We start from the raw sequence: 25,852 nt of genomic DNA on the forward strand, positions 1-25,852 counted from the left end.
CCTCGCCTTTAGATATCGGTCAGCCCTGTGCTGCTTGCCTTTTGCCAAGCGTCCACCCTGCGACACAGTACAACGCAAGGAAGGCCAGAGGGATCCACTCGCCTTTCAGGCTCTGCGATACAAGATCGGTCAGCACGGTTGCGAGATTGATCACGCAGGCCAGTATTGCCAGCACGGGCACGATACCGAGCCACAGACGCCCCAGCACGATACCACCCAGCGGAACGCGGAAACGCGATGCCGGCCTGTCTGCCTCCCCACGCAAACGCATGACGGCCACGGCAATCACCAGAAAACCGATCATGGTCCCGATGCTGACCAGATCGGCGAGGAGTGTGATCGGCAGCATGGATGCTGTGAGAGCCGTAAGCCCCGTGGTGAGAGCAACGGCCAGAACCGGCGCACCGCTCCCTGGGTGCACCAGACTCAGGCGCGGGCTGACCAGACCATCGGAAGCCAGAATCTGGCAGAGCCGGGACTGCCCGTAGAGGCTCACGAAAAGCACGGAGCCGAGACCGATGACGGATCCGAATTGCAGAATCAGCCCGAGCACGGGCATGTTCAGCGCCCGTACTGCCAGCGAGACCGGACTCGCCACGCCAAGTGCCCGAAACGGCACCAGTCCCGTCATGACGAGAGAGACCAGAACATACAGCACGGCTGATATCGCAAGAGCACCAATCAGACCTAAAGGAACATCACGCCCGGGATTGCGGGCCTCCGAAGCTGCAATGGAAATTGAGTCGAATCCCAGATAGGCGAAAGACACGACGGCCACCGCGCGCAGCAGCCCAGCGAGACCGAAATGGAACCCTCCCTCGGAGGGCGGCAGGAACGGGTGCCAGAGGGTCGGGTCAAGATGGAAGATACCCACTCCGACGAACACCGCCAGAACCAGAAGCTTGAGCAGAACGAAGCATCCATTGGCCCAGCTGGCCTGTCTGATGCCTTGTGACAGAACGAGGCCAAGAGTCAGAACGAGGAACAGGGCGACGAGATTGATCTGCCTGGCCAGGTGAAAACCACCATCGCGCCAGACGATGAGCGATCCCGTCACGGAAGAGGGCAGCACGATGCCACACGAGGCCAGAAAACCCGATAGATAGCCTGTCAACCCAACCGAGACCGCAGAACCGGCAAGCGCATATTCAAGAACGAGCATCCAGGCGACCCACCATGCAGGGCCGACGCCCAGAATGGCGCGGGCATACCCATAGGCACCCCCCATGGCGTCCGGAAGGGCCGATGCCAGCTCGGCATAACAGAGCCCGATGAAGCCGCAGCTCAATGCTGCCAGTACAAAAGAAAGGGATACAGCCGGACCCGCATATTGCGCCGCAGCGACGCCCGGCAGCACGTAGATTCCGGCACCGACCACACTTCCGATGCCCATCATCAGAAGGCCGAACGGGCCGAGTTGGCGGTGAAGGGTGCGCGACTTGCCGTCAACCGCCATGAAACATCTTCCTCAGACTGTGAATAACGCCAAGGGTGGCGTTGTCCCGCAGCCAAGGCAAGCCCGCAAACGACCGGTCAGGTCGTATCGCCTTCAAAACATCATATTGACCGCGATCTGCGGGGCCACGTTGAGGCTCGTATTATGCCCGGCGAAGAAGGCAGAAGCGCCCGCCACGACGCCGAACCGCGGAGACCAGCTATATTCGAGCGCCGGTGCCACCATCCAGTCTCCTGAGGAGGCGCTGATACGATCGATACGACGCCCCTTTCCGTCATACCCCCAGACGCGCGCACCATTGGCCCAGTCACGCACCATATCGACCGCCAGAACCAGTCTCTGGTTGAACCCGAATTCGAGTGAGAAACCGGTCTGACCGCTCATCCCGGGGCGGCCCCGCCCGACGAACCCTTTTGTCGTGCCGTAACTCGTCAGATTGGCCAGCTGGGCAGAGGAGACCGCCCGACGGAACGTCCCCCACATACGTAAGCGCAAGGTATAATCATGGGGCAGCTGATAGGTGGATTGCTCGACGAGGGCGGTACGAAACACATAGGCACCGTTTCCTATACCGTCCTGGCTGCGGCCCAGATTTGTATAGTCACCCGTCGGCATAAGCATGCCAACGAAGAGACTGAGAACAGGGATATAACGCTTGGGGTCGGGATCGAGGAAGCGCCACAGAAAATCCACGGGCAGATCGCCGAATTTGAGGCCGCTCGAGTTACCGTCATGACGCTTCCAGCCATAACTGATTGCCGGGAAGAGCTGGATGCTCACATGATCGGTCAGGCCATATTTGATCATCGTCGAGTTGCTGATGGTTCGCTGACCTGATTCCATTGGCGCACTCGCTCCATGGGAGCCCAGATAATCAACCGCCTGATTATAGGTGAGATAGGGTTCCAGCCCCAGCACCCCGGCCTTGAACTGAGGACCTGAGGGCGAAATCAGGGATCCGGTGTACCATTGCTCATCGCGGGGGAGCGGCACAGCATCGGCAGCGCCTGCCGACATTGGAAGAAGAACCGCTATCAGGGTCGCAACGAGCGCCGTCACTGTTGCTACAGATGATCGGATATTCCGGGAAGCCGCAGGATACTGTCTCAAAATCTCGCCGTATTATTTTTTTGTTACCCAGCGAGGGTTTAAATGCTTAATTCAGGAAGACAACCATAAGCGCGCATGAATATCCTGACCTGAAAGTCAGACTCTTTGCGGCGCAAAGGTTTTGCCAGCAAGCGTCACATAGATGTGAGTAAGTATTGGCACTTACCGCCGTAGTATTCGCATTTTATCGATGATTTTTGGAAGCGACGCTCCAGACTTGCAACACTCTTTATAGTGTCTTGTCTGGAGCGGGCGATGGGATTCGAACCCACGACCCCAACCTTGGCAAGGTTGTGCTCTACCCCTGAGCTACGCCCGCGTTCCGTTGGACGGGTGAATACTGCCTGCAGCACCTGGGCGCAAGAGGGTTTTTTCAAAAAAGCTGTTTTTTCCGGTTTTTTCTTCGCTGCCTTATAAGCAGGTGTCGATGCGGCGCTGAGCGGGCTTGCCTCCGCAGGGCTTCAGAACAATCTTTAGGCCAAACCTATCAAGGCTTGACGCGGTCCCGATCGCGCTGCCCCGGAACAGAGAGATTTCATGGACTATATTATAGGGCAGAATCGGCCCCAGCCCGGAAATGACGCCACTGCGCCAGCCTCGGGCGGTGCGATGATCGTCGATGCAGACCAACGCAGCTTCATGCCGGAGGTGCTTGAGGCAAGCCGCCAGCTTCCGGTTCTCGTCGATTTCTGGGCACCGTGGTGCGGCCCCTGCAAGCAGCTCACCCCGGTTCTGGAGCGCGCTGTCACAGCGGCTGGCGGCCGGGTCAAGCTGGTCAAGGTCGATATAGAAGCCAATGCAGCGCTGGCGGCGCAGCTTGCGCAGGTCGGGCTCCCGATACAATCCATTCCCCTTGTAGCTGCGTTCTACAAGGGACAGATCGTGGATATCCTGCAGGGTGCCCAACCCGAGAGCGAGGTGAAGCGTTTCATCGAGCAGGTCGTGAAGGCAACCGGGGCGACCCTGCCCAGTGCAGATCTACTGGCAGCGGCCTCTGCCGCCCTTCAGGAAGGGCAGGCTGAGGAGGCTGCAAGCCTGTTTGCCTCCCTGCTCGAAATCGAGCCGGAGAATCCCGAGGGCTGGGGTGGCATGATCCGGTCCATGATCGCTCTGGACGACGACGAAGCCGCGGAGGAGGCCCTGAGCCAGATCCCCCCGAAACTGGCTGAACACCCGGCGGTATCGGGCGCTCGTGCCGCGCTGGCTCTGCACAAGGAGAGCCGTCACGCTGCTGCTGCCCTCGATGGGCTGAGGGCAGAATGCGCGGCCAAGCCAGGGGATCTGGAAGCAAGGTTCCGACTGGCCGGTGCTTTCAACGGAGCAGGGATGAAGACCGAAGCCGCCGACACGCTGCTGGCGATCATCAAGGAAAATCGCGAGTGGAATGACGGTGCGGCGAAGGCTGAACTCCTGCGGTTTTTCGAAGCCTGGGGCAACACCGACCCGGCCACACTTCCTGCCAGACGCAAGCTCTCCGCGATTCTCTTTTCCTGATGCGCGGTGACGTCCGTCCCTGAACGGGCGCGGCGTGGTTTCTGCCCAGTATCAGTCTATGGCCTGCCTGCGCTTCACGCGCGGCGGGTTTTGTTCTCATCGTCCGTTTTTCCGAGGAACATTTCTATGGCCCAAGATCTCGACCCGCGCCTGCTTTCGATGCTGGTTTGCCCTGTGACCAAGGAAGCTCTGGTCTATGACCGTGAGACGCAGGAGCTCATCAGCAAGGGAGCCCGCCTCGCCTATCCGGTGCGCGACGGTATCCCGGTCATGCTTCCTGAAGAAGCCCGCTCATTATCTGACTGACCGCGATCGCGGCATGTGTACCGGGTGTCGCGCCCTGACAAGAGTCGGGCGCGGACCTCGACACGCACGCGGGATAACCTGACTGGCGCGCACGATGTCATGTGCGTTCTTCCCATTGCCTTCCGCAGAACAGGGCCTCAGCACATCATCATCGAACGACGAAAAATGCCGTGTCGAGGGTGAAACTGCCATCGTCCTCGAACGCAAAACGATGCTGCACATGCGGGCTCGCCGCACGCTGCAATGACAGTATGGCGTCCCGATGCAAGGCTGGGGTGCGGGTTCTGGCGACCCAGGATGCGAAATCCAGCCTCAGGCGCAGTGGGATATGCGCCTCGACAACAAATCCTGCCCATTCAAGATTCTGACGCCATTCGGACGGGCGATAATTGCGCATATGTGAAGGGTCACGCAGCACCTCGATAGCCTGCAGGACCGAGTCAGCCATCGCGTCCTCGGGTGCCACCGTGTCAATGAAAATACCGAGCCCGCCCGGTCGCAAAACCCGCCGCGCCTCGACGAGCCCCGTTTCCAGATCATTCCAGTGATGGGCGCTGTAACGGCTGGCGACTGCATCGAACACATCATCGGCAAATGGCAGAGCCTCGGCGAAGCCACAGGCGGCCTGAATCTGCTCATGACCGCGCCGTTCAGCCTCGGCCATGACGGCACTTGTCATGGTCTGGGTAGGGTCACAGGAGACGACCAGGTCAGCATGCGGCGCAGCGGCATAACTTACGTGCCCACCCCCGCAGCCGAGATCCAGCAGGCGCGCGGGGCGTTCGGCGGTCAACTGCTCGATCAGATGATCGAGATCGCCACCTGTCGCATGGGTGGCGCTACGCACATAATCTTCGGCGCGCGTACTGTAGTGGGACGTGACAAATTCGCTCATCGATTATCCCTCTTGCCATAGGATACTTCAGCGTCAGGCACGGCGTATTGCGGCTTGACTTCGCTTGTCGTGACCGTCTCGGTTGCCAGCCCCGGCAACATGGGTGGTCCTGATGCACCATCCATGCCCGGGATGGCGACCGGCAGCGAGGCATAGGCACGTGCCATCCTGTCCCGGTGCGGCGGCTGTCCTGGAGGATGACCCGGTGGCCCGTTCACGGCCAGATCCGGCTTGGGCGGGCCGAAACCATTTGCCGCACAACCCGTCAGAACCGTCAGAAAGAGGATAAGCGGGACTGAGCGCATGAGTTTCGTTGTATCAATCTCCTTGACGGGCGGCAATTGACGGATGGTGGCGACTGGGGCAGGCATCGCTGACGATTTCAGGGAGAGTTTTCGTGTTCGATGGATCGCTTGCAACACCCTCAGGACGTCGCAAGGCGTGGGTCGACAGTCTGTTCGTCGATCATGCAATTTTCAGACTGCCCTGGACCAATCTTGCCACGGTCGTTCCCGGCAAGGTCTATCGTTGCAATCACCCCACCCCGGCGCGACTGGCCCGTTTGACACGACGCCTCGGCCTCAAGACCCTTGTCAATCTGCGCGGGCACCGGCGATGCGGTTCGGATGCTCTCTCACGCCATGCGGCCGGGAAGATCGGGCTGACCCATGTCGACATGGCCTTCGAAAGCCGCGGTGCCCCGCACAGGGACCGTATCCTGCGCTTTGCGGGGCTCTACCGGCAGATCGAGACACCCATGTTGATGCATTGCAAATCGGGAGCCGACCGCGCCGGTCTTGCTTCGGCACTGGTCATCCTGTTCGAGGGTGGGACAGCCGCCCAGGCCCTGCGTCAGCTGCACTGGCGTTTCGGGCATTTCAACCGCTCGCGCACAGGCATTCTCGACGCATTCATCCTGCACTATCAGGCGCAGGGCGAGGGCAGGCTGCCCTTCCTGCAATGGGTGGAACACGAGTATGACGAGGTCCAGCTCAAGAAGGATTTCGTGGCGGGCAAACTTGCCTCCTTCCTGACCGATCAGGTTTTGCGTCGCGAGTAATCTTCCCGGCGCACGCCCTCGCCTGTCTCGCTACTTTCAGGCGGGTGCCGCCATGCTTTTCACCAGATTGACAAGATGCTGCCTGACACGCGCGTCAGACACATGCTGAAAAGCACGCAGAAGCTCGAGTGACATATCATCGAGCATCGGCGCACCCGTCTCGGGGGCTGCCTCATCCGCGTCATCTCCCTTGAAAAAAGTGGGGGGCGGTTCGGCGAAGCCACCACCAAGGGCTGCGATGGATCTCTCATGGGTGCCGGAAATGAGGTCGTCGAAAAAAAAACCGATTGGAACATTGAGAACGCGTGACATCTCATAAAGCCGGCTTGCACCCACCTTATTGGCGCCACGTTCGTATTTCTGCACCTGCTGAAAAGTCAGCCCAAGTGCGGATCCGAGTTTTTCTTGCGACATCCCAAGTAAAGTGCGTCGCATTCTTATGCGCGCACCCACAAGAGCGTCAATTGGACCTGCCGCCGAAGCACTTTTAGCGGTATTACTCATGAATAACGACTCATTTTCTGGTTAATCCGTGTGCCTATCGCCACGAGTTAACCTTTTATTATTTCTCGCCGACGATACCCAAGGAAAACGGCCAGAATCGCCACGCCAACGCTCAAATAAAGCGGCACGGCTCTGCCATAACGGGAAAACACCGTTGGACGGTGCGGCGCAGGCAGGGCAAGGACGAGCGTACCGGGCTTGCCCCAGGAAAGACGCCCCAGTTCGTGGCCCGCCCCGTCATAAGCCGCCGTAATTCCCATATTGGCGGCCTGGACCACAGGGAGACCTTCCTCCACGGCGCGCATTCTCAGCGTCGCAAGATGCTGGCGCGGTCCTGCACTATTGCCGAACCAGGCATCATTCGTGACATTGGCGATCCAGCTTGGGCGTGGGTGCGCAGCGACCTGACCTGAGAAGATGATCTCGTAACAGACAAGAGGATCCACCGCCCCAAGCGAAGGCAGGGACCATGTGGTGACACCCTTTCCAGGTGTCAGCTGGGCGGGAAGCAGGTTGAACGGAATGAAACGCGGCTGATATTCGCCAAAGGGTACAAGAGTCGATTTGTCGTAAATGGCGCGGATCTGTCCGCTCTCATCGAGAGCCATGATGCTGTTGTAGAACCGCTCGCGGTCATCACGGCGATCGGACCCGACCATGCCCCAGGCCCCGTCTGCTGCCTGCGCAATGAGACGCCGCGCCGCTTCCTCCTCATCGAGAAGGCCGGGGAAACCCGACTCAGGCCAGAGATAGACAACGCTGCGATCCGGTGCGAGCTCGCGCGCTTGTGCAACGCCCTCATTGGTAAGGCGAAGATAAAGCCTGAATGCCTCGACCGCCCCCTCATGCGACAGGATGTCGCGTTCCTGCACGTTACCTTGTAACAAGGCCACGGCGGGATTGATCGTCTTTTCGAGACGCGGATGGGACAGGCAGAACCAGCTCCCGCCCAGCCACGCGACAGCCAGGATGGCAAGAAGGCGTCTCAACTTCTTGCCATGCCAGACAAGCAATCCTGCGAGAGTGACCACCAGGGTCAGCCCATCCACACCGATGAAGGCGGCAGGCTGGATCATCAGGTCACCGAGCCTGCCGGGAAATTCGAGCACACTGCCGGTCGGATTCCACGGGAACCCTGTGAAAATGAAGACCCTTCCCATATCTGCCAGCGTCCAGAGCGCGGCAAGCAGCGCCATGCGTGGCACACCTGCCGGGACCATGCGGGAGAGAAGCACCGGCACCATGATGAATGGGGCCAGAATCACTGCACATCCCGGCGCCGCAATGGGCACCGCCCACCAGAACTCATGGGCCCGCGTCAGGATGGCGTTTGTCAGCCAGGACAGGGCAGCGGTGTGATATCCCAGACCGAAGAGGAAGGCGTGCAACGCAAGCTGCCGCCAGCCTGGACTGTCCTGGGTGCATCGGTACAGATAGAGCAGCCCGATGGCCAGCGCAGGCAGACAATAGACCGGAGGCAGCGCCAGGGAGGAGAATGCCCCGACAAGCAGATCGACCAGAATCATCTTCCTGGTGGAAAATGGAAGCCGGCTCGGCGGGAAAGGGGAATTCCTGAGCCGGAATGTCACGTAGTGCTCCTGGACTATTCGAGAGCGTCTCGCAAGCGGCGCTCATAATGTCGATAATATTTGTCCGCCAGCAGCTCGCTTTTCACGAGAACGGCCACATCGGTCGTATTGAACTGCTCGTCAACCACTGCACCATCACCGATGAAGCCGCCCAGACGCAGATATCCCTTGATCAGGGGCGGCAATCTGGACAGGCATTTGCGGTGATCCAGCAGATGCGGGTCACTGCGCTGCATATCGACATAGCGATCCGGCAGAGCGCGAATGCGCAGGGCCGGCGGTGCGAGATGGTTATGATAGAGATAGGTCAGTTCATCGGCCATGAGCTCGGGATTCGTCCCCGGCAGGCTGGCGCAACCAAAAAGCACATCAATACGGTGCAGGAAGATGTAGGAGGCGATGCCACGCCACAGAAGCTGCATGGCCGAGCGACCGCGATAACGCTTGTCGACGCAGGAGCGACCTACTTCAAGCAGGCGCCCTGGAAACTCGGTGAGTGCCGAGATATCGTACTCGCTCGATGTATAGTACCGCCCGAGGAGGGCTGCCTTGTCGCTGGTGAGCAGGCGATAGGTGCCAACCACACCTTCCGCGCCGGAAGATACAGCATGATCGATGACGAGCAGGTGGTCTGCCACCTCATCGAAATCATCGATGTCGCGTTTCAGACGAGCCGTCCGCTCGTCCGCGCGCGCGCCCATCTCCTCGAAAAAGACGCGATAGCGCAGAGCCTGTGCGGCCTCACGTTCTGCATCCGTGGTAGCGATACGGACCCCAAGTTGCCCCCCGCGCAGTTCCGGAAAAGTGTCGCGCGCCAGATCAAGCGTGGACAAGGACTGACCGGCAGATGCCGAGTCATCACCATCCGTGACCAGAAGGCGGAACATCTCGGCATGGGAGGGTTTCGCGTTCATCCGTCCTGACCTGTTGTCTCGCCTGATTTCTGGGGGGCGCGCCGACCGAAAAGCTCGAGACGGTGAGAAACGAGGTCAAAGCCAAGACGGCGCGCCAATGTTTCCATAAGGGCTGCGTGGTCCTCGTCCTCGAACTCGACAACATGCCCGGTATCGACATCGATCAGATGATAATGGTGCTGGTGACCTGGCTCGCTTGCCTCATAACGGGCGCGGCCACCGCCGAAGTCGCGACGTTCGAGAATCCCTTTTTCCTCGAGCAGGCGAACGGTACGGTAGACCGTTGCGATCGAGATCCGGGCATCCATCTGCGACGCACGCCGATAGAGTTCCTCGACGTCGGGATGATCCTCAGCCTCGGACAGCACACGCGCAATAACGCGGCGCTGCCCGGTCATCTTGAGCCCCCGGTCGATGCATAATTGCCCGATGCGCGACTCATCCTGAGCCCGCCCGCTTCGCTTTGCGTCAGCTTTCGCTTCAGATACCATGAGAAAGGGCGTAGCCGAAATTCCGGCCCTTTGCCAACGTTAAGTAGCGGGCAAAGAGCGGCTTTCTCACCTCCTGTGACCGAGACCGATCTTGCGCGCCAAATTCGAACGATGGCTGGCGTAATTCGGCGCAACCATCGGATATTCCGGAGGGAGATCCCAGCGCTCGCGATATTGCTGAGGTGTCATGTCATAGACGGTCTGAAGATGGCGGCGAAGCAGCTTGAGCTTTTTGCCATCCTCAAGGCAGATGATATAATCGGGAAATACTGATTTCTTGGGTGAAACAGCAGGTGTCGGCTTGACGATCTCGGGCTTGGTATTGGTGACAGTGGACAAGGTCTGATGCACGGTCCGTATAAGCGCCGGCAGGTCCTGACCAGAAACTTCATTATGGGCCACATAAGCCGATATAATTTGTGTGGTCAGCTTTTGCAGGGTCAAGTTGTCCGGATCGCCTGACATGTAAGTTCTCCCCGATGAATATATCTTAGAAAGAGAGATATACTGAATGAACGATACAGTCCAAGAAAATCTCATAAATAACTACAGGTCTTCGATTTGATGACCAGTCAGATTATTGATATCACAGACAAGATATGTCCCATGACGACGGTTTACGTCCGTCTTTCTTTCGATCGCGCCGCGCCCGGCACAGATATCCACATCCTTCTGAAGGGTGAGGAAACGCGGCGGAATGTGATGCGCCTTCTGGAAACACTGGGCCAGATCCCGCAATGCTCGGCGCCGCGGGACACGACGATCGCGGATTACCGAATCTCGTTTGTCAAATCATAACGCAAGACAGCGGCGTCGCTCCCATCATGGTAATATGCGCGCCTTACGCCGCAATGTTGAAAGCCAAGCCCCAAATAAAAAGCAAGAGCAGGTTCATTCTGCTTCGACACCTCGAGAAATAATGCTTCAACAGCGAGGTTGCGCAGGTGACCGAGCGCTGCGCCCAGCAGGGAGGCCGCCACACCCTGGCGCCTGAAGGCGTTGGCTACGACAATGGTCAGGATTTCGGCCTCACCGGCACAATGGCGGAGCAGGACCAAGCCGACTGGCAGATCCCCCTTCAGGGCAATCCAACCGATCGTGCCTTCCGTGCGCAGAAGAGATGAAAAGGAATCTGGACTCCATTGCTCTGCTTTGCTGAACCCATCACGGTGGAGGGCAGCGCAGACAGGAGCATGGGCCTCCCCTATAAGCGTGCAATGGAACGCCGCCCTCATCAGAACGGTGCAGGCCTCAGGCCGCGAGCAGGCAATTTGGCTTCCGGGGCGTCAATATAGAGGGGTGAGAGGACGGAACGGTCGTCCGACAACAGCCCTGCCTCCAGCACCCACGCGATATCGGGGCCACCCGTCCAGATCACCTGGGGGTGATCAGTCCCCGGGGGGGAGACAGCGCTCGATCCCGGCCCCACAAGAATTGCTTCCTCTGGGACAGGGCATTCCGCAGGAGAACCCGCCCAGAAACTGCCATCCGGCCATTCCACGAAAACTCTGTCGCGTCTGGCCTGTGTCACGCAAATGGTGTTCTCCCAGCCAAGCCTTGTGCGGAAACAGGCGCCCGTCGTGACACCCCGGAGTCTCGCACCAAACCCGAAGGCCAGACCATTGGCCAAGGAGAGACTGGCGCGCAGACCGGTGAAGGAACCTGGACCGAGCACTGCTATGATAAGATCCGGCCCGTTCTTCCAGCCAAGATCACGGATCATATCCCGGCATTTGGCGGGAAGCGCCCCGGTTGCTCCGATACCATCAAGACGGTCATGCTGGACCAGTCTCCGGCCATTGAAGGCCGCCACATCGCCTGTGCTGGAGGGACCAAGGCTCGCGGCATTGAGCACGAGACTGCGCAAGTCAGAATCCATCAGAGGACGAGACAGGCTTCGTCAAATCCGAGCCGCATGGCCCGTTCCTGTCGGGGCGGTGCATCAGCATAGCCAAGCCCGACGATGAAATTAACGCGCCATCCCGTATCAGCGAGGAAGATATCCTCGATGGAGTAAGCATCGAACCCCGAGAATGGCGCGACCGAGAGACCCAGGGCGCGTGCAGCCATCAGCAGATAGCCCCCCTGAAGCGAACCGTTGCGAAAAGCGGTTTCCTCGGAGAGGCCGACATCTGCGGCGAACCAGTTCCGAAGATTGTCTTCGCGGCTCAGGCGGGGCAGATGCTCGAAAAAAAGAGGGTCATGACAGACCAGCACGATAACAGGTGCGGTCAGGCAGCGCTCGACATTGCCTGCCGAAAGCGCCGATCTCAATCGTTCCTTCATGTCATCGGCTGTCAGAAACACGAAGCGTGCCGGGCTGCAATTCCCGGAGGTCGGACCCAGTTTGACCAGATCATACAGGGCGACCAGCGTTTCGCGCTCGACCGGGCGTGCCGCCCATTCTGTCGCCGTACGGGCCTGCCGAAAGAGCTGGTTCAGAGCGTTGTCATCCAGGGGTGCCGTGGGCGGAAACTCTGGCTGACTTTCACTCACTCGATCAATCCTCGACCTGCTCAACCGCCACCACTTCAGGAACGTAGTGTCGCAGCATGTTTTCAACGCCGTGTTTCAGCGTGGCGCGGGATGAGGGGCACCCTGCGCAGGCGCCCTGCATCGTCAGGCGAACCACACCGTCACGATATCCCCTGAATACGATATCACCCCCATCTCCTGCAACGGCAGGGCGAACACGGGTGTCGAGCAATTCCCGGATCTGAGCAACGACAGCCTCATCTTCGGGGGCAATCGCCTCTTCTTCGGTTTCCGCTACCGATTCAAGGCAGGGCGCACCGGATTCGAAATGCGATGTGATCGCTGCCAGCAACAAAGGCTTGAGTGTATTCCAGCTGAATTCATCCGTCTTGGTGACAGAAATGAAGTCACCACCCAGGAAGACGCCGCTCACGCCATCAACCGCAAAGAGCGACGAGGCCAGGGGCGAGCGCCCTTCGGCAGCGGATTTTTCGGCAAAATCTGCGGTCCCACGATGCCCGGTCACAGCGCGACCCGGCAGGAACTTCAGAGTGGCAGGATTGGGGGTATCCTCAGTCTCGATAAACATCACAGCTCTCAGATAACGGTTGCTGCTGTGACATGTGCCATCAATCGCGACTCCGCAAGTCCTTTATCCCCGGATTCACGCTTTGGCGACACCCAATGGCAGGGTGATCTCGACACAGAGGCCACGGCCCGGAACATTGCGCAGATCGACTTTACCGCCTGCCCGCCCGACTTCACGCGTGACAATGGCAAGGCCGAGCCCCATCCCCCCGGTTGCCCGCGACCGTGATCCTTCGACGCGATAAAAAGCTGACAGCACCTTCTCAAGTTCGGCCTCGGGAATGCCGGGACCGTCATCGATCACGGCGATGACAGCCTGCCTGCCGTCCGTCTCGAGCGTGACGTGAGCATCACCGCCATAATTACAGGCATTGTCGATGAGGTTGGCAAAGACCCGCTTGATGGCCAGAGGACGCACCATCGCCTGACAGCGGTCAGGGCCGGTATAGCTCGTTTCGCGCCCGCGATCGCTCTGCGAATCCAGCAGGGTGTTGAGTATGGCGACAAGATCGACCTGCTTGACCGGTTCCGGATCCAGGTCACCGGCGAGATAGGCCAGGACACCTGTCACCATGGCTTCCATCTCGTCGATATCGGCCTCGATCGCAGTTTGGGTCTCTTCGTCATCCATGAACCCGGCACGCAGTCTCAAACGGGCGAGCGGCGTGCGGAGATCGTGGGAGACTGCAGCAAGAATCTCGGTGCGGTCGTTGATCAAACGCCGGATGCGATGCTGCATCTTGTTGATGGCTTTGGCGAGGCCGCGCACTTCACGCGGTCCTCGCTCATCAACCATCGTCCACTGCATATCATCGGACTTTGCAATACTGTCTGCGACCTGTGCCAAAGCACGCAACGGCGTGCTGAGTGATCGCACAATCATGGCCGCCGCAATTGCGACGGCGCCCGCGGTAATCGCAGCAGATGCGAGACCGCCGGTCATGTGCCGATGCTTCAGAATTCCCGGCACGTTAAAGGCAAGGCGACTGCCATCTGCAAGTTGCAGACTGCCGTGAATGCTGGATGAGTCGGCCCGATCGGCCCATACCCGGATATCGGCCTTGCCGAGATCACGGTCATTGGCGATCAGACTTTCCTCGACCTGCCGCAAGCGATGCGGCTGATCGAGGTCGATAGGCTGGTTGGCTGAACGCCAGCTGACACTGATGCCGTTGTCGGAGAGGAGGGCGCCAAGGAGTCCGCGCTGGCTGATTGGCGTGGTGCGCAACACACGAAGGTCGGTGCTGAGCTCCTCTGCTAGCTGGGTGATCCGGCTGTCATCATCGATATAGGTCTCGGCCTCTTCATAAAAGAAAGCACTGGCAACGAAGACCAGGATGACGGCCGCGAGTAGGACGACACTGACGCGACCGACCAGACCCACAGGCCAAAGGCGAATGATCCGGGGCGTATGCCCCCCTCCGAGACTGAACGGCATAGGGCCTTAGACGCGCTCGACTTCAGCGACGAAGATGTAGCCGAGACCACGCACGGTACGGATCAACGCATCGGCATCGGCCCCGAGCTTGCGGCGGAGACGGCTGACAAGCACATCGATGCTACGGTCGGACACGTCGCCAAGACGCGTGCGGGACAGCTCCAGCAGACGATCACGGGCAATAACGCGCTGGGGGTTGTCGAGGAAGCTGGTCAGAAGGTCATGCTCGGCACCCGAGATATCCACGACAGCCCCTGAAGGGTCGGTCAGTTCGCGGCGGCGGAGGTCGAGCTTCCATCCGGCAAACAGGATCGTCTCCTTGCGAGAAACCTCGGTGGGGGCTGCATTCTGGCCACGGCGCAGAACGGCGCGCACACGGGCAAGCAATTCGCGCTGGCCAAAGGGCTTTGCGACATAATCATCTGCGCCGATTTCAAGGCCGAGAACGCGATCGCGTTCTTCACCGCGGGCAGAAACCATGATGATCGGGGTCTGGGCGAGCGGAGCCTCGCCGGGGTGGTTGGTGCCCTGCCCGTTGCGGATGGCACGGCAGAGCTCAACGCCGCTCGTCTTTGGAAGCATGACGTCCATGACGAAAAGATCGACCGGACCTACTGCCAGAGCATCCCACATCTCATCCCCTGAGGCGACGCTGCGAACCCGGAACCCGTCGCCCTGGAGCGCCCTCTGGATCAGGGTGCGCATTCCGGGGTCATCTTCAACGATAAGGATACGGGCAGGCAGGTCGGGAGCCGGTGTCGGGGCGGATGGTGCTGTCGTCATTATCCCATCGATCATTCTGTGGTAAACGAGATTTGATACAATTTATGTCTCAGTTCGCGCAAGAACAACCGTTTCGATAGGATTTCGACGCGTTTTACCTCACTTCGATGGTTTCGTTACAAGGAGCGCCCAGAGCTGGGCAAGATCCTGCGATCCGTGATCGCCATGGACCTCGGCAAAGGTCTTGACGGCGTCATCCTTGCGACCGCCATCCATCTGCGCCATGCCATATAGCAGCTTGGCCCCCTCAGGCGCGGTAGGATTCTTTGCCAGGCCCTCACGCATCAGAGCCAGACCCGCATCGACCTGCCCGTTGAGGACAAGGTTGTAGCCTGTTGTCAGCGACGGAGCCGCATTGGGCATCTTACGGGCGGCTTCGGCATCGGCGGCGAGGCTCGCCTTTACCTCGGCAGCGCGTTTCACGACCATGGCCTTGAGGCGTGCCTCACGGGCCGCGCCGGCATCCTTGCCGAGCGCCCCGCTGGCATAGGCCTGATTCATGAGATTGAGCCCAAGCTGGGGCAGACCGCCCTGCACGGCGCGCTCGACCATGTCCATGTAATCTGACGGCTCTTTAAGTACGCCGGTGGCCATGCGCAGACGCTCGAGATTGAAGGTGAGCGCATCAGGCATTTGCGGGTCAGCCGCAAGATTGTGGATCAGCATCGCCCAGTAATCGGGCTTGGAATAATACTTGGCCAGAAGCACGTAAGCGTGCGTCTCGTTGGCCGAATCTTTCATCTGGTGATAGCAGGTCGCCAGGAACTGGAGCTGGTTCTCGGCAGGGATACGCTTCGCCTTGATCTCGGCGTTGATCTGGTCCTGCTGGACACGCGCTGCGTTCTTGTAATCCTGCTGCAGATAGTAGGACTGGACCAGAAGCGTCTGCATCTGGGCGTTCGGCCCAGCAATCTTCAGATAGCGTTCGATAGCCGGTACAGCCTGTGCGTAATCCTTGGCATTATAGGCCATGGTCGCATTGGCCATCAGCATCTGCTGCTTGGCGGCTGCCGGAGTGCGAGGCGATGCGATAAGCACGTCATACGCCTTGGAAGCGGCAGCCACATCGCCCGACGAGGCCGCGACGGCGGCACGCATCTGGGCAATGGTGTATTTCTCGTAATCGGTTTTCCCCGGTACCGCGTCAGCGGCGTTCACCGCACTCATGGCCTTGGCGTAGTTCTTCGCGCCCAGAGCCGTTTGCGCATCCTGCAGGGGTTTGCCGACCTTGGCACTCAGCTGGTCTTCAGCGTGAACGACCGTGACCAGGCTCGACCCGATGACGGGAACGAAAGAGGAGGCGGCCAGAAGCGAGCTGGCAACCAGGAGGGCGCGAGAACAACGGGGAAAACGCACTTACTGTCCTTCCATGAACTGGTCTTGACCCACAATACCGAGCTTGGTGATGCCAAGACGCTGAGCGTCGGCGAGCACATGGGCCACGGTCTTGTAGTCCGCCAGGCGATTTGGGTGAATATGCATCTCGGGCTGATCGGGCATGTTGGCCGCGTTCATGAAGCGCGCCTGAAGATCGGCCTCGGAGGAGACGGGTTCGCCATTCCAGCTGATGGAATTGTCGAAGTCCACCGCAACGGTGACAACCTTGGGCTCTTCTGTGCTCGGCGGCGGATTGCCCTGCGGCAGGTCCAGCGCGACCGAATGCGTCTGAAGCGGGATGGTGATGATCAGCATGATGAGCAGCACGAGCATGACGTCGATCAGGGGCGTCGTGTTGATATCGACGATGCCCTCGTCTTCATGCGTGCTGTCGGATCCAACGCTCATGGCCATGAGGGAACTCTCCAACAGGCGGAAAGCCGGCCAAGACCGGCATCCGGGAAAAACGGAGCCGGAGTGCCCTGCCGCCTCGTGGGGTCAGCAGGGCACTCCTGAAGCGGGGTCCTGACCGAAATCAGGAGTGAGGCTGCTCGGTGATGAAATCGATGCGATAGATGCCAGCTTCCTGGCAGGTCGCAACAATCTTGCCGACAGCTTCGTAACGGGCCTTGCCGTCGCCCCGGATCTGGATCTGGGGCTGAGGCTTGATGACCGCGACCTTCTCGAGACGATCGAGCAGATCCTGATGACCGCGCAATGGAACTTCGTTCCAGTACGCCTGACCATTCGCCGTGACCGCCAGGACGATATTGCCTGGCTTGGTCTGGGTCGGCTGGTTGGCGTCGCGCGGCAGCTGCACCTTCACGGAATGCGTCGCAACCGGGATGGTGATCAGGAAGATGATGAGAAGAACAAGCATGACGTCGACGAGCGGCGTCGTGTTGATCGCCGAGACGACTTCGTCTTCTTCACCACCCCCACCGACGTTCATCGCCATGATCAGGCAACTCGCGAGCTGGTGGTCGTGGTCGTCGGGCTGTGGTCGGCGCTCACCGTCGGGGCGACACCGTGACGGAAGCCACCCAGCAGGACGGACTGGACGTCAGCGGCGAAGTTACGCACGCGGTCCATGGCGCCCTTGTTGCGGCGAACCAGCAGGTTGTACCCAAGAACGGCCGGAACAGCGGTGGCAAGACCGATAGCCGTCATGATGAGCGATTCACCAACCGGGCCGGCAACCTTGTCGATCGAGGCCTGGCCTGCAATGCCGATGGCGGTCAGGGCGTGATAGATACCCCAAACGGTGCCGAACAGACCGACGAACGGCGAGGTCGAACCCACGGTGCCGAGGAAGGCGAGGCCGCCCTGCAGACGCGTGTTGATGGTGTCGACCGAGCGCTGAACGGACATGGCGGTCCAGCTGTGCAGGTCGATGGCGTCGCGCATCGAGCCTTCATGGTGCTCGGCAGCAACAATGCCGGTCTCGGCGATATAGCGGAACGGCGAAGCCGGCTTCAGGGCAGCAGCGCCTTCCTGAACGGTCGGCTTGGTCCAGAATTCGCGGGCGGCTTCCTTGGAAGCGGCGAAGACCTTGGACTGCTCCAGGAACTTCGTGACCATGATGATCCAGGTGCCGGCAGACATGATGACCATGATGATCAGAACGCCACGGGCAATCGCGTCACCATTGGACCAGAGCGCGCTCAGGCCATACGGGTTTTCCTGCGACTTCGGCGCGGTAGCTTCGGCAGGAGCCTCGGGAGCGGGAGCAGCAGCGTCAGGAGCCGGAGCGGCCGGAGCGGCGGCATCGGGAGCCGGGGCGCCAGCAGCCGGAGCCGCAGCGTCGGGGGCAGGAGCGCCAGGTGCGGCTGCGTCAGGCGCCGCGGGAGCGGGCGCGCCCTGAGCCGGAGCGGCAGCGTCGGGAGCAGGAGCGGCAGGCTGGGCAGCCGGTGTTTCCTGGGCAAGAGCAACGGCCGGCACGACCACACCTTGCGCCACGGCAAGCGTGACTGCCAGGGCCGGGGCGGCGAGAGCGGGAAGGCGGAACAGTCTCGTCATTAACTCCAAATCCTCTGAAAAAGAGCCCCTTCTAGAAGGACTCTGGCAGTGCCGGCACGCTCACGGGCGGGCGCGGCTTGGTTTCTCACTATTCGGGGCGCGGAGGCTGCCTGCCCCCTGCCCCACTGGAATCCGGAGCAGCGAGGCTCCTTTTCCCGTCATTCCTGTGTGCGACCGGGTTTTTCGTCCCGGCCGCGCTGCACTCAGTCGTCACCCAGGGTGAAGTTGATGTGCAGGGTATGATGGTGCTCGACCACCGCCTGTCCGTTCGTGACCGCAGGCTGGTAACGGGCCTTGCGGAGGAACTCCATGGCCGCCTCGACGAAGGCGTGGCCGCCGGTCGAATTGGTCACCTGACAGTTCGATGTACGACCATCCGTGCCGATATCGCAGGCCACCGTGACACTGCCTTCACGGTTTTCTTCCAGCATTTCCTCAGGGAAGACCGGACGGGCACCGTTGATCGGCGAAGCACCAGCCGAGTGATCCGGTACAGGCGGGCCAGGAGGCGCTGCGGGAGCGGGCGGCGCATTATTGGCTGGCGGCACAGGTGCCGGCGGCTTCTCATGCGTGACCTGCTTGATCACATGCTTCTGTGGCGGCGGCTGAATCTGGATCTTCGGCGGCGGTATGTACGGCGGCGGCGGCGTCGTCATCTGCGGCGGCGGCGGCGGTGGCGGCGGCGGCGGCGGCTTCTTCGGTTCCGTGATGATCTTCGTCTTGATCGGCGGATGGAACTGTTCGACGATCTTCGAACCCAATCCGTTCACCAAGGCGTAGATCACAACGATGTGGAAGAGCACAGCGATTGCGATGCCGACGATGTACTTCGTCGGGCGTCGCTCCTGCTCGGCGTAGTTCATCGGTTGTGTCACTCCAAACCCTCTGTCCTGAGCCCCACACCTCTCTTGGCGAGAGGGGCGGACCGACTTGTCATTATCGCAACCGCCCCATGCGACTTGCGTTCCGGTCAGGCGTCAGTCTGGCCGACACATCCCGAAATGTTTACCATGCTCCCAGCGCATGGCTCCCGTGCAAATTGGGCAAAGGTAAGGCATTGCTGTCAAGTCAGTTTCGTTTCGTTCATGCCATTTTCCGGTGGGCAATGGATTGCATACCAGCGACACGACACTTTGAGACACAGTGAAACGGAACATTAATTCACTGCAAGAGTAATATTTGTGAAACGCGCAAAAAGGGGCTGAAAGTCTTGCCCAGCAAGAGATTCAGCCCCTTAGGATGCCGGAGCCCTATTGGGCGTTGGCGCTGGCTTCCGAACGCGTTGCGCCGACGCGTTGAGCAAGGGCGGCAGACATGAAATCGTCCAGCGCACCATCGAGCACTGCATCGGGATTACCTTTTTCCACCCCGGTACGCAGATCCTTGACCAATTGATACGGCGCCAGAACGTATGACCGAATCTGATGTCCCCAGCCAATATCGGTCTTCGCCGCTTCGGTCTGGGCCGCCGCTGCCTCACGCTTCTGCAACTCGGCCTCATACAACCGGGCCTTCAGCATTTGCATGGCCGTAGCCCTGTTGCGGTGCTGCGAGCGGTCGGTCTGACAGGCCACCACGATTCCCGTCGGCATATGGGTGATGCGAATCGCCGAATCGGTCTTGTTGACGTGCTGCCCACCCGCACCGGAGGCACGGAAGGTATCGACCTTCAGATCGCCGTCATTGACCTCGATCTCGATGGTGTCATCGACCACAGGGTAGACCCAGACGGATGCAAAGGAGGTCTGACGTCGTGCCGCGGCATCGAAGGGCGAGATACGCACCAGACGATGCACACCCGCTTCAGTCTTGAGCCAGCCATAGGCATTGGCGCCCGTGACCAGAAGCGTGGCGGATTTGATACCTGCCTGCTCGCCCTCACTGGTTTCCATGATGGTCACCTTGTAGCCGCGCTGCTCGGCCCAGCGCGTGTACATGCGCAGCATCATCTCGGCCCAGTCCTGGGCCTCCGTGCCACCAGCACCCGCATTGACCTCGATATAGCAGTCATTGCTGTCTGCCTCGCCTGAGAGCAGGCTCTCGATCTGGCGTGCATTGGCCTGCTCAGCCAGCTTGCGCAAGGTTGCGACCGCCTCGGCGACTGTATCCTGATCCTGCTCTTCCTCAGCCAGTTCGACAAGCTCGAGCATATCGGCAGTATCCTGCTCGATCTTCTCGACTCCCTCGATCTGCGTGGCCAGCAGCGTCCGCTCGCGCATCAGCTTCTGCGCAGCGTCGGCATCGTTCCAGAGGTCGGGGTCTTCTACGCGATGATTGAGTTCGGCGAGACGTGTCTGTGCAGCATCCCAGTCAAAGATGCCTCCTCAGCAGTGCCACCGACTGCTTGATCTGCTCCGATAGGGCCTCGGTTTCGGCCGACATGATTCATGCTCCTGCGTGTTGGATGCGTCTCAATAAAGCCCACCCATGCCAATGTCACCCTGTGGCTGGGCGTTGGGGGTCTGTTGTTTCTTCGGTGCACCGGAAGTCTCGGTACCCGGCTCACCCAATCCGGCCTGGCTGGAAGCACCTGCCATGTCGGTTTCGGTGTCATACAGGTCCGTTCCGGTATCGGCGGCTGTGAGGGCTTCGGTACCTGCACCGAAGCCGTGAAGCGCGATACTCATACCAGGCACCTGATCGGCCTTGAACCCGTCAACCGCCATCAGGCGGCCCGTGTCGTAACGCGCCAGCGTGACCCCCTCGGGCACACGGAAGCGCAGTTCAGGGCGGCCCTCAAGCGCCACCTTCATGAACCGGTTCCAGATCGGACCGGCAATGCGGCCGCCAGTCTCGCTCTTGCCGAGCGATTGCGGCGTGTCGAAGCCAACCCAGACCACGGTGACAATATCAGGCGTAAAACCGGCAAACCAGGCATCGCGGAAATCCTGGCTCGTACCGGTCTTGCCCGCAATCTCGCGCGTGATTCCCTGCCCGGCAATCGTTCCTGTGCCACGTTTGATCACGTCCTGCATCATGGCCGTGATCTGGTAGGTACTCGCTGCACTGGCTACCTGACGGCGCTTGTCCTGAAGCTGAGGGACCTCAATGCTTCCCGGCACCGGAACGGTTGGCTGGGCCGCCGGAGGGACGGCGGCCGCTATACCCGGGGTTGCAGCAGGCGGGGTGGCCGTGGGCGGTATTGCGGGGGCGATCACCGCTGTCTCGTTAGGCGCCTGCAACGTTGTACCCAACGTGAGCCCTTCGGGCTTCCACAACACGCTGCCATCGCGGTCCAGCACAGCGTCGATCAGAGAGGGTGTGACCAGCTTGCCTCCGGAAGCAATGGTGGCATAGGCCCCAGCCTCGCGCAGCACGGTTGTCTCGACCGCGCCCAGAGCCGCAGGGAGCACGTGAGGCATCTGATCGACAAGCCCGATCGAGATCGCCATGTCAGCCACGGATTTCATACCCAGATGGGCTGCGAGGCGAATCGTCACCAGATTGCGGCTTTCGCGCAAGGCGTCATGCAGGGTGGTCGGTCCCCAGTTATCCTCCTCATAGTTCTTCGGATGCCAGTCGCCATAGGAGACAGGCGCATCGTCGAATTTCTCGGAAGGGGGAATGCCCTGTTCCATGGCATCGAGATAAACGAAGGGCTTGAAGGATGACCCGGGCTGACGCAAAGCCTGCGTGGCACGGTTGAACTGGGATTCCTTGAACGACCAGCCGCCGACCATGGCCAGCACACGCCCGGTGCGCGCGTCGAGGCTGACGAGTGCCCCCTCGACCTTGGGCACCTGACGCACCGCGACACGCCCGGAATCGGCCTGGGGCTCGATCATGATCACATCGCCAGCAGCCAGCCCACCCGCGCTGCGCAGCCAGCCCAGATCCTTGGGCAGGACCTGCCCCTCCTGAGCGCTCCCCTGCGAGATCCAGCCTACGCGTCCCTGAGCGGGATTCAGCACCACGGCCAGACGCCACTGATCGATCATGCCTGCGGGTGCCGTGACGTCTTTCAGACCCGTCACCCAGCTTTCCCCCATAATCGCATCATGCAGCTTCGCAACGGGGCCGCGCCAGCGGCTATGGGCGCGGTCATACTCCATCAATCCCTGGCGCAGGCTGAGGGTGGCGGCATCCTGAAGCTTGCGGTCGAGACTGGTATGGACCTCAAGCCCGCCCTGCATCGCACGATCGGGGCCATAACGGTCGATCAGTTGGCGGCGCACCTCACTGCCGAACCACTCAGCATTGGGCAGCGGACCGAAGCGCACGGCATCATGGGGAATGAGGGGCTCTTTCTGCCCGGCCTCAGCGGCCTCATGCGAGATGGCGTGAATCTCCGCCATACGGTCCAGCACCCAGTTACGCCGCTCAATGGCGCGCTCGGGATGGCGGTACGGGTTGTAATTGGCGGGTGATTTGGGCAACGCGCCCAGAAAAGCAGCCTCGGCATCGGTCAGCTGATCGAGCGGCTTGTTGAAATAGGTCTGTGCCGCCGCCGCCACGCCATAGGCGCCGTTTCCGAGATAGATACCGTTCAGATAGATCTCGAGAATCTTGTCCTTGCTCAACGTCTGCTCGATCCGCAGGGCAAGGAGCGCTTCTTTTTCCTTGCGCTCCAGCGTGCGGGCATTGCTGTTGAGCAGCATGTTGCGCGCGACCTGCTGGGTGATGGTCGAGGCACCGAGGGCACGCTTGCTGCGATGGGTGAGGTTCGTCAGCTCGGCGCGTATGATCGCCAGAGGGTCGAGACCGGCATGCGTGTAAAAGTTCTGATCCTCTGGCGCGATGAAGGCATTCTTGACGCGCTCGGGAATGGCATTGATCGGCACATAGATGCGCCTTTCAGCGGCCAGCTCGGCCATGATCCGGTCATCGCCCGTATAGATGCGGCTGACCGTGGGCGGCTGGTAGGTCTTGAGCGTATCCACGCTCGGCAGATCGAAAGCGATGCGTTCATACTGGTGCCAGACGAACAGGCCCGAGCCCGCCACGCCCACCAGAACGATACCCGCTGCAATGGCCAGCCCCTGACGCCACCGCCTGTAGCGCGGCCCTCTGGGAGGCTGGCGGCCGCCCTCAGGACCCCGGTGCCCCCCAAGGGGGGTGCGCCCGTTATTCCCGCCGCCGGATGCGACAGAAAACCAGAAAAGGGGAAACTCCGGTGAGGACAGGGCGGTAGAGGCGTGGATCATGAAATCAGGCTAGCATTCTCTTGCCGCTTCGTCGCCCCCCTCTCCCACCTCAGGGGTGTTGCGGAAGCTTGGCAGCACAAGCGCGCAGAAAAGGACCATGAGTAAGCCCTTTTCCGCCGCGTGCCAAAACCTGTGCCCCTGGGAAGAACGAGCGGCCGCCCCTCAAGCAAGAGGCAGAAACGTCTCAGTTCAAGCCTCCAGTCTCTAGGGTGAGGTCTGCCCTCAGCTTACCCGGATGGAGGGGGTGACCGGGGCTTCCTCGAGCGAATAAGGCCCGGCTGAAACGATCTCGATCGACAGGAGGCGATGCTCGCTGCCGTCATCGGGAGGAAGTGAAAGGAAAGCGTCACCCGCGGTCCAGCGTGCCGTGTCATTCACGCGAGCATGCCACCCGCGGAATTCCTGATGGGTCAGATGATCGCGGATTTCGTTGATGGAGCCCGAAGCGAAATAGAGGATTTGCCCGACTTCCACACCCAGATGGCGTCTGTCATCCACAAAAGGACCGATCATGTCGCAAGGGCGGGACACACGGGACCGGATGGATACCGACCGGGCAGCAGAAGGCAGGATGAAGACATGCTTTGTGCCCGCAACACGCACAGGGCGTAGAACCGTTCCGTCATTGCATTCCAGATGCAGGCCGGCTTCATGGGTCACTGCGGGCCCTTTCCGGTCGCTCAACCCGGCGCGGGTGGCAATGGCTTTCCAGGCAGCTTCGATCGTCTCCCGGTCGCGTGCGAGGGGCGCTGCGGCGTCTTCACACCAGTCGAGCTTCCTGGTGGCGATGCCAGGGGCGCTGGACTGACAGTCATACAGGGCGCGATTACCGGTATCGAGATAGCTCTCCGACGGTGCTCCTTCCGCAAGAACCACTGAATGCGCTTCGGTCTCGAAATGGAAGTAGTCGAAAGCTACCTGCTTCCGATCGAAGGCGATGGAATAACCGTTCACGAGCTGCCGAGCAGGAATGAAACGCCCGTCGATCAGCATGCAGTGTTCAGCCGTCACATACAGGTCGCGCTCTGGCACGATTCCATCAAGCGCCCCTCGGCAAATGCGTACGGGATAACCGGCACGGTCATCTTCAAGCTGGGTATCGACCGTGCAATGGCCGCGCCCGGTCCAGGTGACACGACGGGTGACCTCCTCTCCGTCAACGATCGCAATGACCGTATCACCTGTTTTGAGGCGCTCCACTTCCACCTCGCCAGAAGGCGTGCGGATGCGCGTGCCCGCGAGATAACAGGCCACCAGCACCACACCCGATGCTGAATCGAGGAAAATTGCCCCGCTATTGCCGATCCCCGCAATGTTGAGAGTGAGGGTCGAACCGTTGGTCAGGGTGATCTGCATCACGTCGCCGCTCTTGTTGACGGCAGCAATCTGGCTCTTCGACACGCCCGCAATGGTGATCCGGTCCGACAGATTCTCATTGGCGCCATTGAAACCCGTGATCATGGTCGTCGGAAGAGCTCCTGCCGTGACGGTCATTTCGGCGTAGCCGTCCCCCGCCAGGCTAAGCGTCCCACCGACCGTGCCGTTCAGTACGGCCGAGCCACCAGCCTGCACGTTGACAGTACCGACAATCTCACCCCCTCCCGAGATGGCGATTGTCGCACCGGACCCGACGGTACGATCGTGAGCAGCACCGGCATAGACCTTCTCCAGGGCGCCCTGGCCGGTAAGGGTCCCACCGGAAATATAACCTGAATTGGTGATCGTGCCTGTAAGGAGCGTACCGTTGCCGCATTTGAGATAAGCGCCATCATCTACGGAGCTTTCTGAAACTGTCCCACCACCGGTGACAAGGACGTTCGCGTTTCCACCGATATGCGAACTGACAATCTTGCCTGAACCGTTGACCGTGACCCCGCCACCATTGATGGACTCGCCTTGAATCAGACCGCCATCATTCACCGTGACCAGGCAATTGGTGATCGATCCATACCAGAGAGCCCCACCCCCCTCCACGATAATCGTCATGCCGTTCCACGGGTAGGTATTACTGACACCAGAGGAGATGATTGTTGGATTCGGCATGGAAAAATCCTCTTATTGTTGAATTATTCCATAATTAAGATCACGATGTTTTGGTAATCGAAAGTTAATTGGTTATACCTCGTGTTAATAACCATCAAATATGACGTCTAATTGAATATTGGGTCTTATTGTTGCAAAGGTATAACGACTCTTATCAGGAAGAACT

General features: G+C 60.2%; 27 protein-coding genes, 1 tRNA gene and 1 pseudogene. 4 read left to right on the plus strand and 25 right to left on the minus strand.

Annotation, left to right across the window (positions count from 1 at the left end):
- Nucleotides 1-19 precede the first annotated feature (19 nt).
- The 3 genes from AA0535_RS09505 to AA0535_RS09515 form a co-directional block, all read right to left on the minus strand.
- Nucleotides 20-1,456, minus strand: coding sequence for an APC family permease (locus AA0535_RS09505; protein WP_264815753.1), 1,437 nt, complete (start codon nt 1,454-1,456; stop codon nt 20-22).
- A gap of 93 nt (nt 1,457-1,549) precedes the next feature.
- Nucleotides 1,550-2,515: a hypothetical protein gene (locus AA0535_RS09510; RefSeq protein ID WP_264815755.1), complete on the minus strand. Its 966-nt coding sequence runs from the start codon at nt 2,513-2,515 to the stop codon at nt 1,550-1,552.
- A 295-nt stretch (nt 2,516-2,810) separates the two neighbouring features.
- Nucleotides 2,811-2,885 (minus strand) — tRNA-Gly (locus tag AA0535_RS09515).
- A gap of 218 nt (nt 2,886-3,103) precedes the next feature.
- Here AA0535_RS09515 and AA0535_RS09520 point away from each other — a divergent pair.
- Nucleotides 3,104-4,060 (plus strand): tetratricopeptide repeat protein, encoded by a 957-nt coding sequence (locus tag AA0535_RS09520; protein ID WP_264815756.1) that lies wholly within the window; start codon nt 3,104-3,106, stop codon nt 4,058-4,060.
- 126 nt (nt 4,061-4,186) lie between these two features.
- Nucleotides 4,187-4,366: a Trm112 family protein gene (locus AA0535_RS09525; protein ID WP_264815758.1), complete on the plus strand. Its 180-nt coding sequence runs from the start codon at nt 4,187-4,189 to the stop codon at nt 4,364-4,366.
- Nucleotides 4,367-4,514: 148 nt separating this feature from the next.
- Here AA0535_RS09525 and AA0535_RS09530 read toward each other — a convergent pair whose 3' ends face one another.
- Together AA0535_RS09530 and AA0535_RS09535 are read right to left on the minus strand one after the other, a co-directional pair.
- Nucleotides 4,515-5,261 (minus strand): class I SAM-dependent methyltransferase, encoded by a 747-nt coding sequence (locus tag AA0535_RS09530; RefSeq protein WP_264815759.1) that lies wholly within the window; start codon nt 5,259-5,261, stop codon nt 4,515-4,517.
- Nucleotides 5,258-5,632 carry a hypothetical protein gene (locus AA0535_RS09535; protein ID WP_264815760.1) on the minus strand — a complete coding sequence of 125 codons (375 nt, stop codon included), beginning with the start codon at nt 5,630-5,632 and terminating at the stop codon, nt 5,258-5,260. Before AA0535_RS09535 ends, AA0535_RS09530 begins: the two co-directional genes overlap by 4 nt.
- A gap of 26 nt (nt 5,633-5,658) precedes the next feature.
- Here AA0535_RS09535 and AA0535_RS09540 point away from each other — a divergent pair, with 26 nt between their 5' ends.
- Nucleotides 5,659-6,321, plus strand: a complete 663-nt coding sequence (locus AA0535_RS09540; protein ID WP_264815761.1) for a tyrosine-protein phosphatase — start codon at nt 5,659-5,661, stop codon at nt 6,319-6,321.
- 36 nt (nt 6,322-6,357) lie between these two features.
- On the opposite strand, the gene AA0535_RS15860 is transcribed toward AA0535_RS09540, so the two are convergent.
- From AA0535_RS15860 to AA0535_RS09565, 6 genes and pseudogenes are all read right to left on the minus strand, one after another.
- The gene (locus AA0535_RS15860) at nt 6,358-6,633 is read right to left on the minus strand and encodes a hypothetical protein (RefSeq protein ID WP_456304537.1); all 276 of its coding nucleotides are present in this window, start codon (nt 6,631-6,633) and stop codon (nt 6,358-6,360) included.
- Nucleotides 6,634-6,660: 27 nt separating this feature from the next.
- Nucleotides 6,661-6,825: pseudogene (locus AA0535_RS15865) on the minus strand (helix-turn-helix domain-containing protein); the annotation flags it as partial.
- 47 nt (nt 6,826-6,872) lie between these two features.
- Nucleotides 6,873-8,351: an apolipoprotein N-acyltransferase gene (gene lnt, locus AA0535_RS09550; protein ID WP_264815764.1), complete on the minus strand. Its 1,479-nt coding sequence runs from the start codon at nt 8,349-8,351 to the stop codon at nt 6,873-6,875.
- 77 nt (nt 8,352-8,428) lie between these two features.
- Nucleotides 8,429-9,301 carry a GNAT family N-acetyltransferase gene (locus AA0535_RS09555; RefSeq protein ID WP_264815804.1) on the minus strand — a complete coding sequence of 291 codons (873 nt, stop codon included), beginning with the start codon at nt 9,299-9,301 and terminating at the stop codon, nt 8,429-8,431.
- Nucleotides 9,302-9,324: 23 nt separating this feature from the next.
- Complete coding sequence (locus tag AA0535_RS09560) at nt 9,325-9,819, minus strand: Fur family transcriptional regulator (RefSeq protein WP_264815765.1); 495 nt, start codon at nt 9,817-9,819, stop codon at nt 9,325-9,327.
- 66 nt (nt 9,820-9,885) lie between these two features.
- Complete coding sequence (locus AA0535_RS09565) at nt 9,886-10,284, minus strand: MucR family transcriptional regulator (RefSeq protein ID WP_264815767.1); 399 nt, start codon at nt 10,282-10,284, stop codon at nt 9,886-9,888.
- A gap of 99 nt (nt 10,285-10,383) precedes the next feature.
- On the opposite strand from AA0535_RS09565, the gene AA0535_RS09570 reads away from it, so the two are divergent.
- Entirely contained in the window at nt 10,384-10,617 is a 234-nt protein-coding gene (locus AA0535_RS09570; RefSeq protein ID WP_264815769.1) for a sulfurtransferase TusA family protein, read from the plus strand.
- On the opposite strand, the gene AA0535_RS15775 is transcribed toward AA0535_RS09570, so the two are convergent.
- From AA0535_RS15775 to AA0535_RS09640, 14 genes are all read right to left on the minus strand, one after another.
- A complete protein-coding gene (locus AA0535_RS15775; RefSeq protein WP_373319305.1) occupies nt 10,590-11,054 on the minus strand; it encodes a GNAT family N-acetyltransferase in 465 nt (154 codons plus the stop codon). The two genes, AA0535_RS09570 and AA0535_RS15775, sit on opposite strands and share 28 nt — an antisense overlap.
- Nucleotides 11,054-11,686 carry a tRNA threonylcarbamoyladenosine biosynthesis protein TsaB gene (locus AA0535_RS09580; protein ID WP_264815772.1) on the minus strand — a complete coding sequence of 211 codons (633 nt, stop codon included), beginning with the start codon at nt 11,684-11,686 and terminating at the stop codon, nt 11,054-11,056. Before AA0535_RS09580 ends, AA0535_RS15775 begins: the two co-directional genes overlap by 1 nt.
- 11 nt (nt 11,687-11,697) lie before the next feature.
- Nucleotides 11,698-12,315 (minus strand): malonic semialdehyde reductase, encoded by a 618-nt coding sequence (locus tag AA0535_RS09585; RefSeq protein ID WP_373319306.1) that lies wholly within the window; start codon nt 12,313-12,315, stop codon nt 11,698-11,700.
- 4 nt (nt 12,316-12,319) lie between these two features.
- Entirely contained in the window at nt 12,320-12,883 is a 564-nt protein-coding gene (locus tag AA0535_RS09590) for a NifU family protein (protein ID WP_264815773.1), read from the minus strand.
- A gap of 75 nt (nt 12,884-12,958) precedes the next feature.
- Nucleotides 12,959-14,320: an ATP-binding protein gene (locus AA0535_RS09595; protein ID WP_264815774.1), complete on the minus strand. Its 1,362-nt coding sequence runs from the start codon at nt 14,318-14,320 to the stop codon at nt 12,959-12,961.
- A gap of 6 nt (nt 14,321-14,326) precedes the next feature.
- Nucleotides 14,327-15,103: a response regulator gene (locus AA0535_RS09600; protein WP_264815776.1), complete on the minus strand. Its 777-nt coding sequence runs from the start codon at nt 15,101-15,103 to the stop codon at nt 14,327-14,329.
- 99 nt (nt 15,104-15,202) lie between these two features.
- The gene (locus AA0535_RS09605) at nt 15,203-16,459 is read right to left on the minus strand and encodes a tetratricopeptide repeat protein (RefSeq protein WP_264815777.1); all 1,257 of its coding nucleotides are present in this window, start codon (nt 16,457-16,459) and stop codon (nt 15,203-15,205) included.
- The gene (locus AA0535_RS09610) at nt 16,460-16,894 is read right to left on the minus strand and encodes an ExbD/TolR family protein (protein ID WP_127103116.1); all 435 of its coding nucleotides are present in this window, start codon (nt 16,892-16,894) and stop codon (nt 16,460-16,462) included.
- 121 nt (nt 16,895-17,015) lie between these two features.
- Nucleotides 17,016-17,438 carry an ExbD/TolR family protein gene (locus AA0535_RS09615; RefSeq protein WP_023979754.1) on the minus strand — a complete coding sequence of 141 codons (423 nt, stop codon included), beginning with the start codon at nt 17,436-17,438 and terminating at the stop codon, nt 17,016-17,018.
- A gap of 2 nt (nt 17,439-17,440) precedes the next feature.
- Complete coding sequence (locus AA0535_RS09620; protein WP_264815778.1) at nt 17,441-18,499, minus strand: MotA/TolQ/ExbB proton channel family protein; 1,059 nt, start codon at nt 18,497-18,499, stop codon at nt 17,441-17,443.
- Between the two features lie 203 nt (nt 18,500-18,702).
- The gene (locus AA0535_RS09625; protein WP_264815779.1) at nt 18,703-19,362 is read right to left on the minus strand and encodes an energy transducer TonB; all 660 of its coding nucleotides are present in this window, start codon (nt 19,360-19,362) and stop codon (nt 18,703-18,705) included.
- Between the two features lie 387 nt (nt 19,363-19,749).
- Nucleotides 19,750-20,881, minus strand: a protein-coding gene (gene prfB / locus AA0535_RS09630) for a peptide chain release factor 2 (protein ID WP_264815780.1) whose coding sequence is annotated in 2 segments (ribosomal slippage) — nt 19,750-20,811 and nt 20,813-20,881 — 1,131 coding nt in all. Because the reading frame shifts where the segments join, the coding sequence is not laid out codon by codon here.
- 29 nt (nt 20,882-20,910) lie between these two features.
- Nucleotides 20,911-23,643: a penicillin-binding protein 1A gene (locus AA0535_RS09635; protein WP_264815781.1), complete on the minus strand. Its 2,733-nt coding sequence runs from the start codon at nt 23,641-23,643 to the stop codon at nt 20,911-20,913.
- Between the two features lie 222 nt (nt 23,644-23,865).
- Nucleotides 23,866-25,686: a Hint domain-containing protein gene (locus tag AA0535_RS09640; RefSeq protein ID WP_264815782.1), complete on the minus strand. Its 1,821-nt coding sequence runs from the start codon at nt 25,684-25,686 to the stop codon at nt 23,866-23,868.
- Nucleotides 25,687-25,852 lie beyond the last annotated feature (166 nt).

Source organism: Asaia krungthepensis NRIC 0535 (genome assembly GCF_025995175.1).
Lineage (GTDB): Bacteria > Pseudomonadota > Alphaproteobacteria > Acetobacterales > Acetobacteraceae > Asaia > Asaia krungthepensis.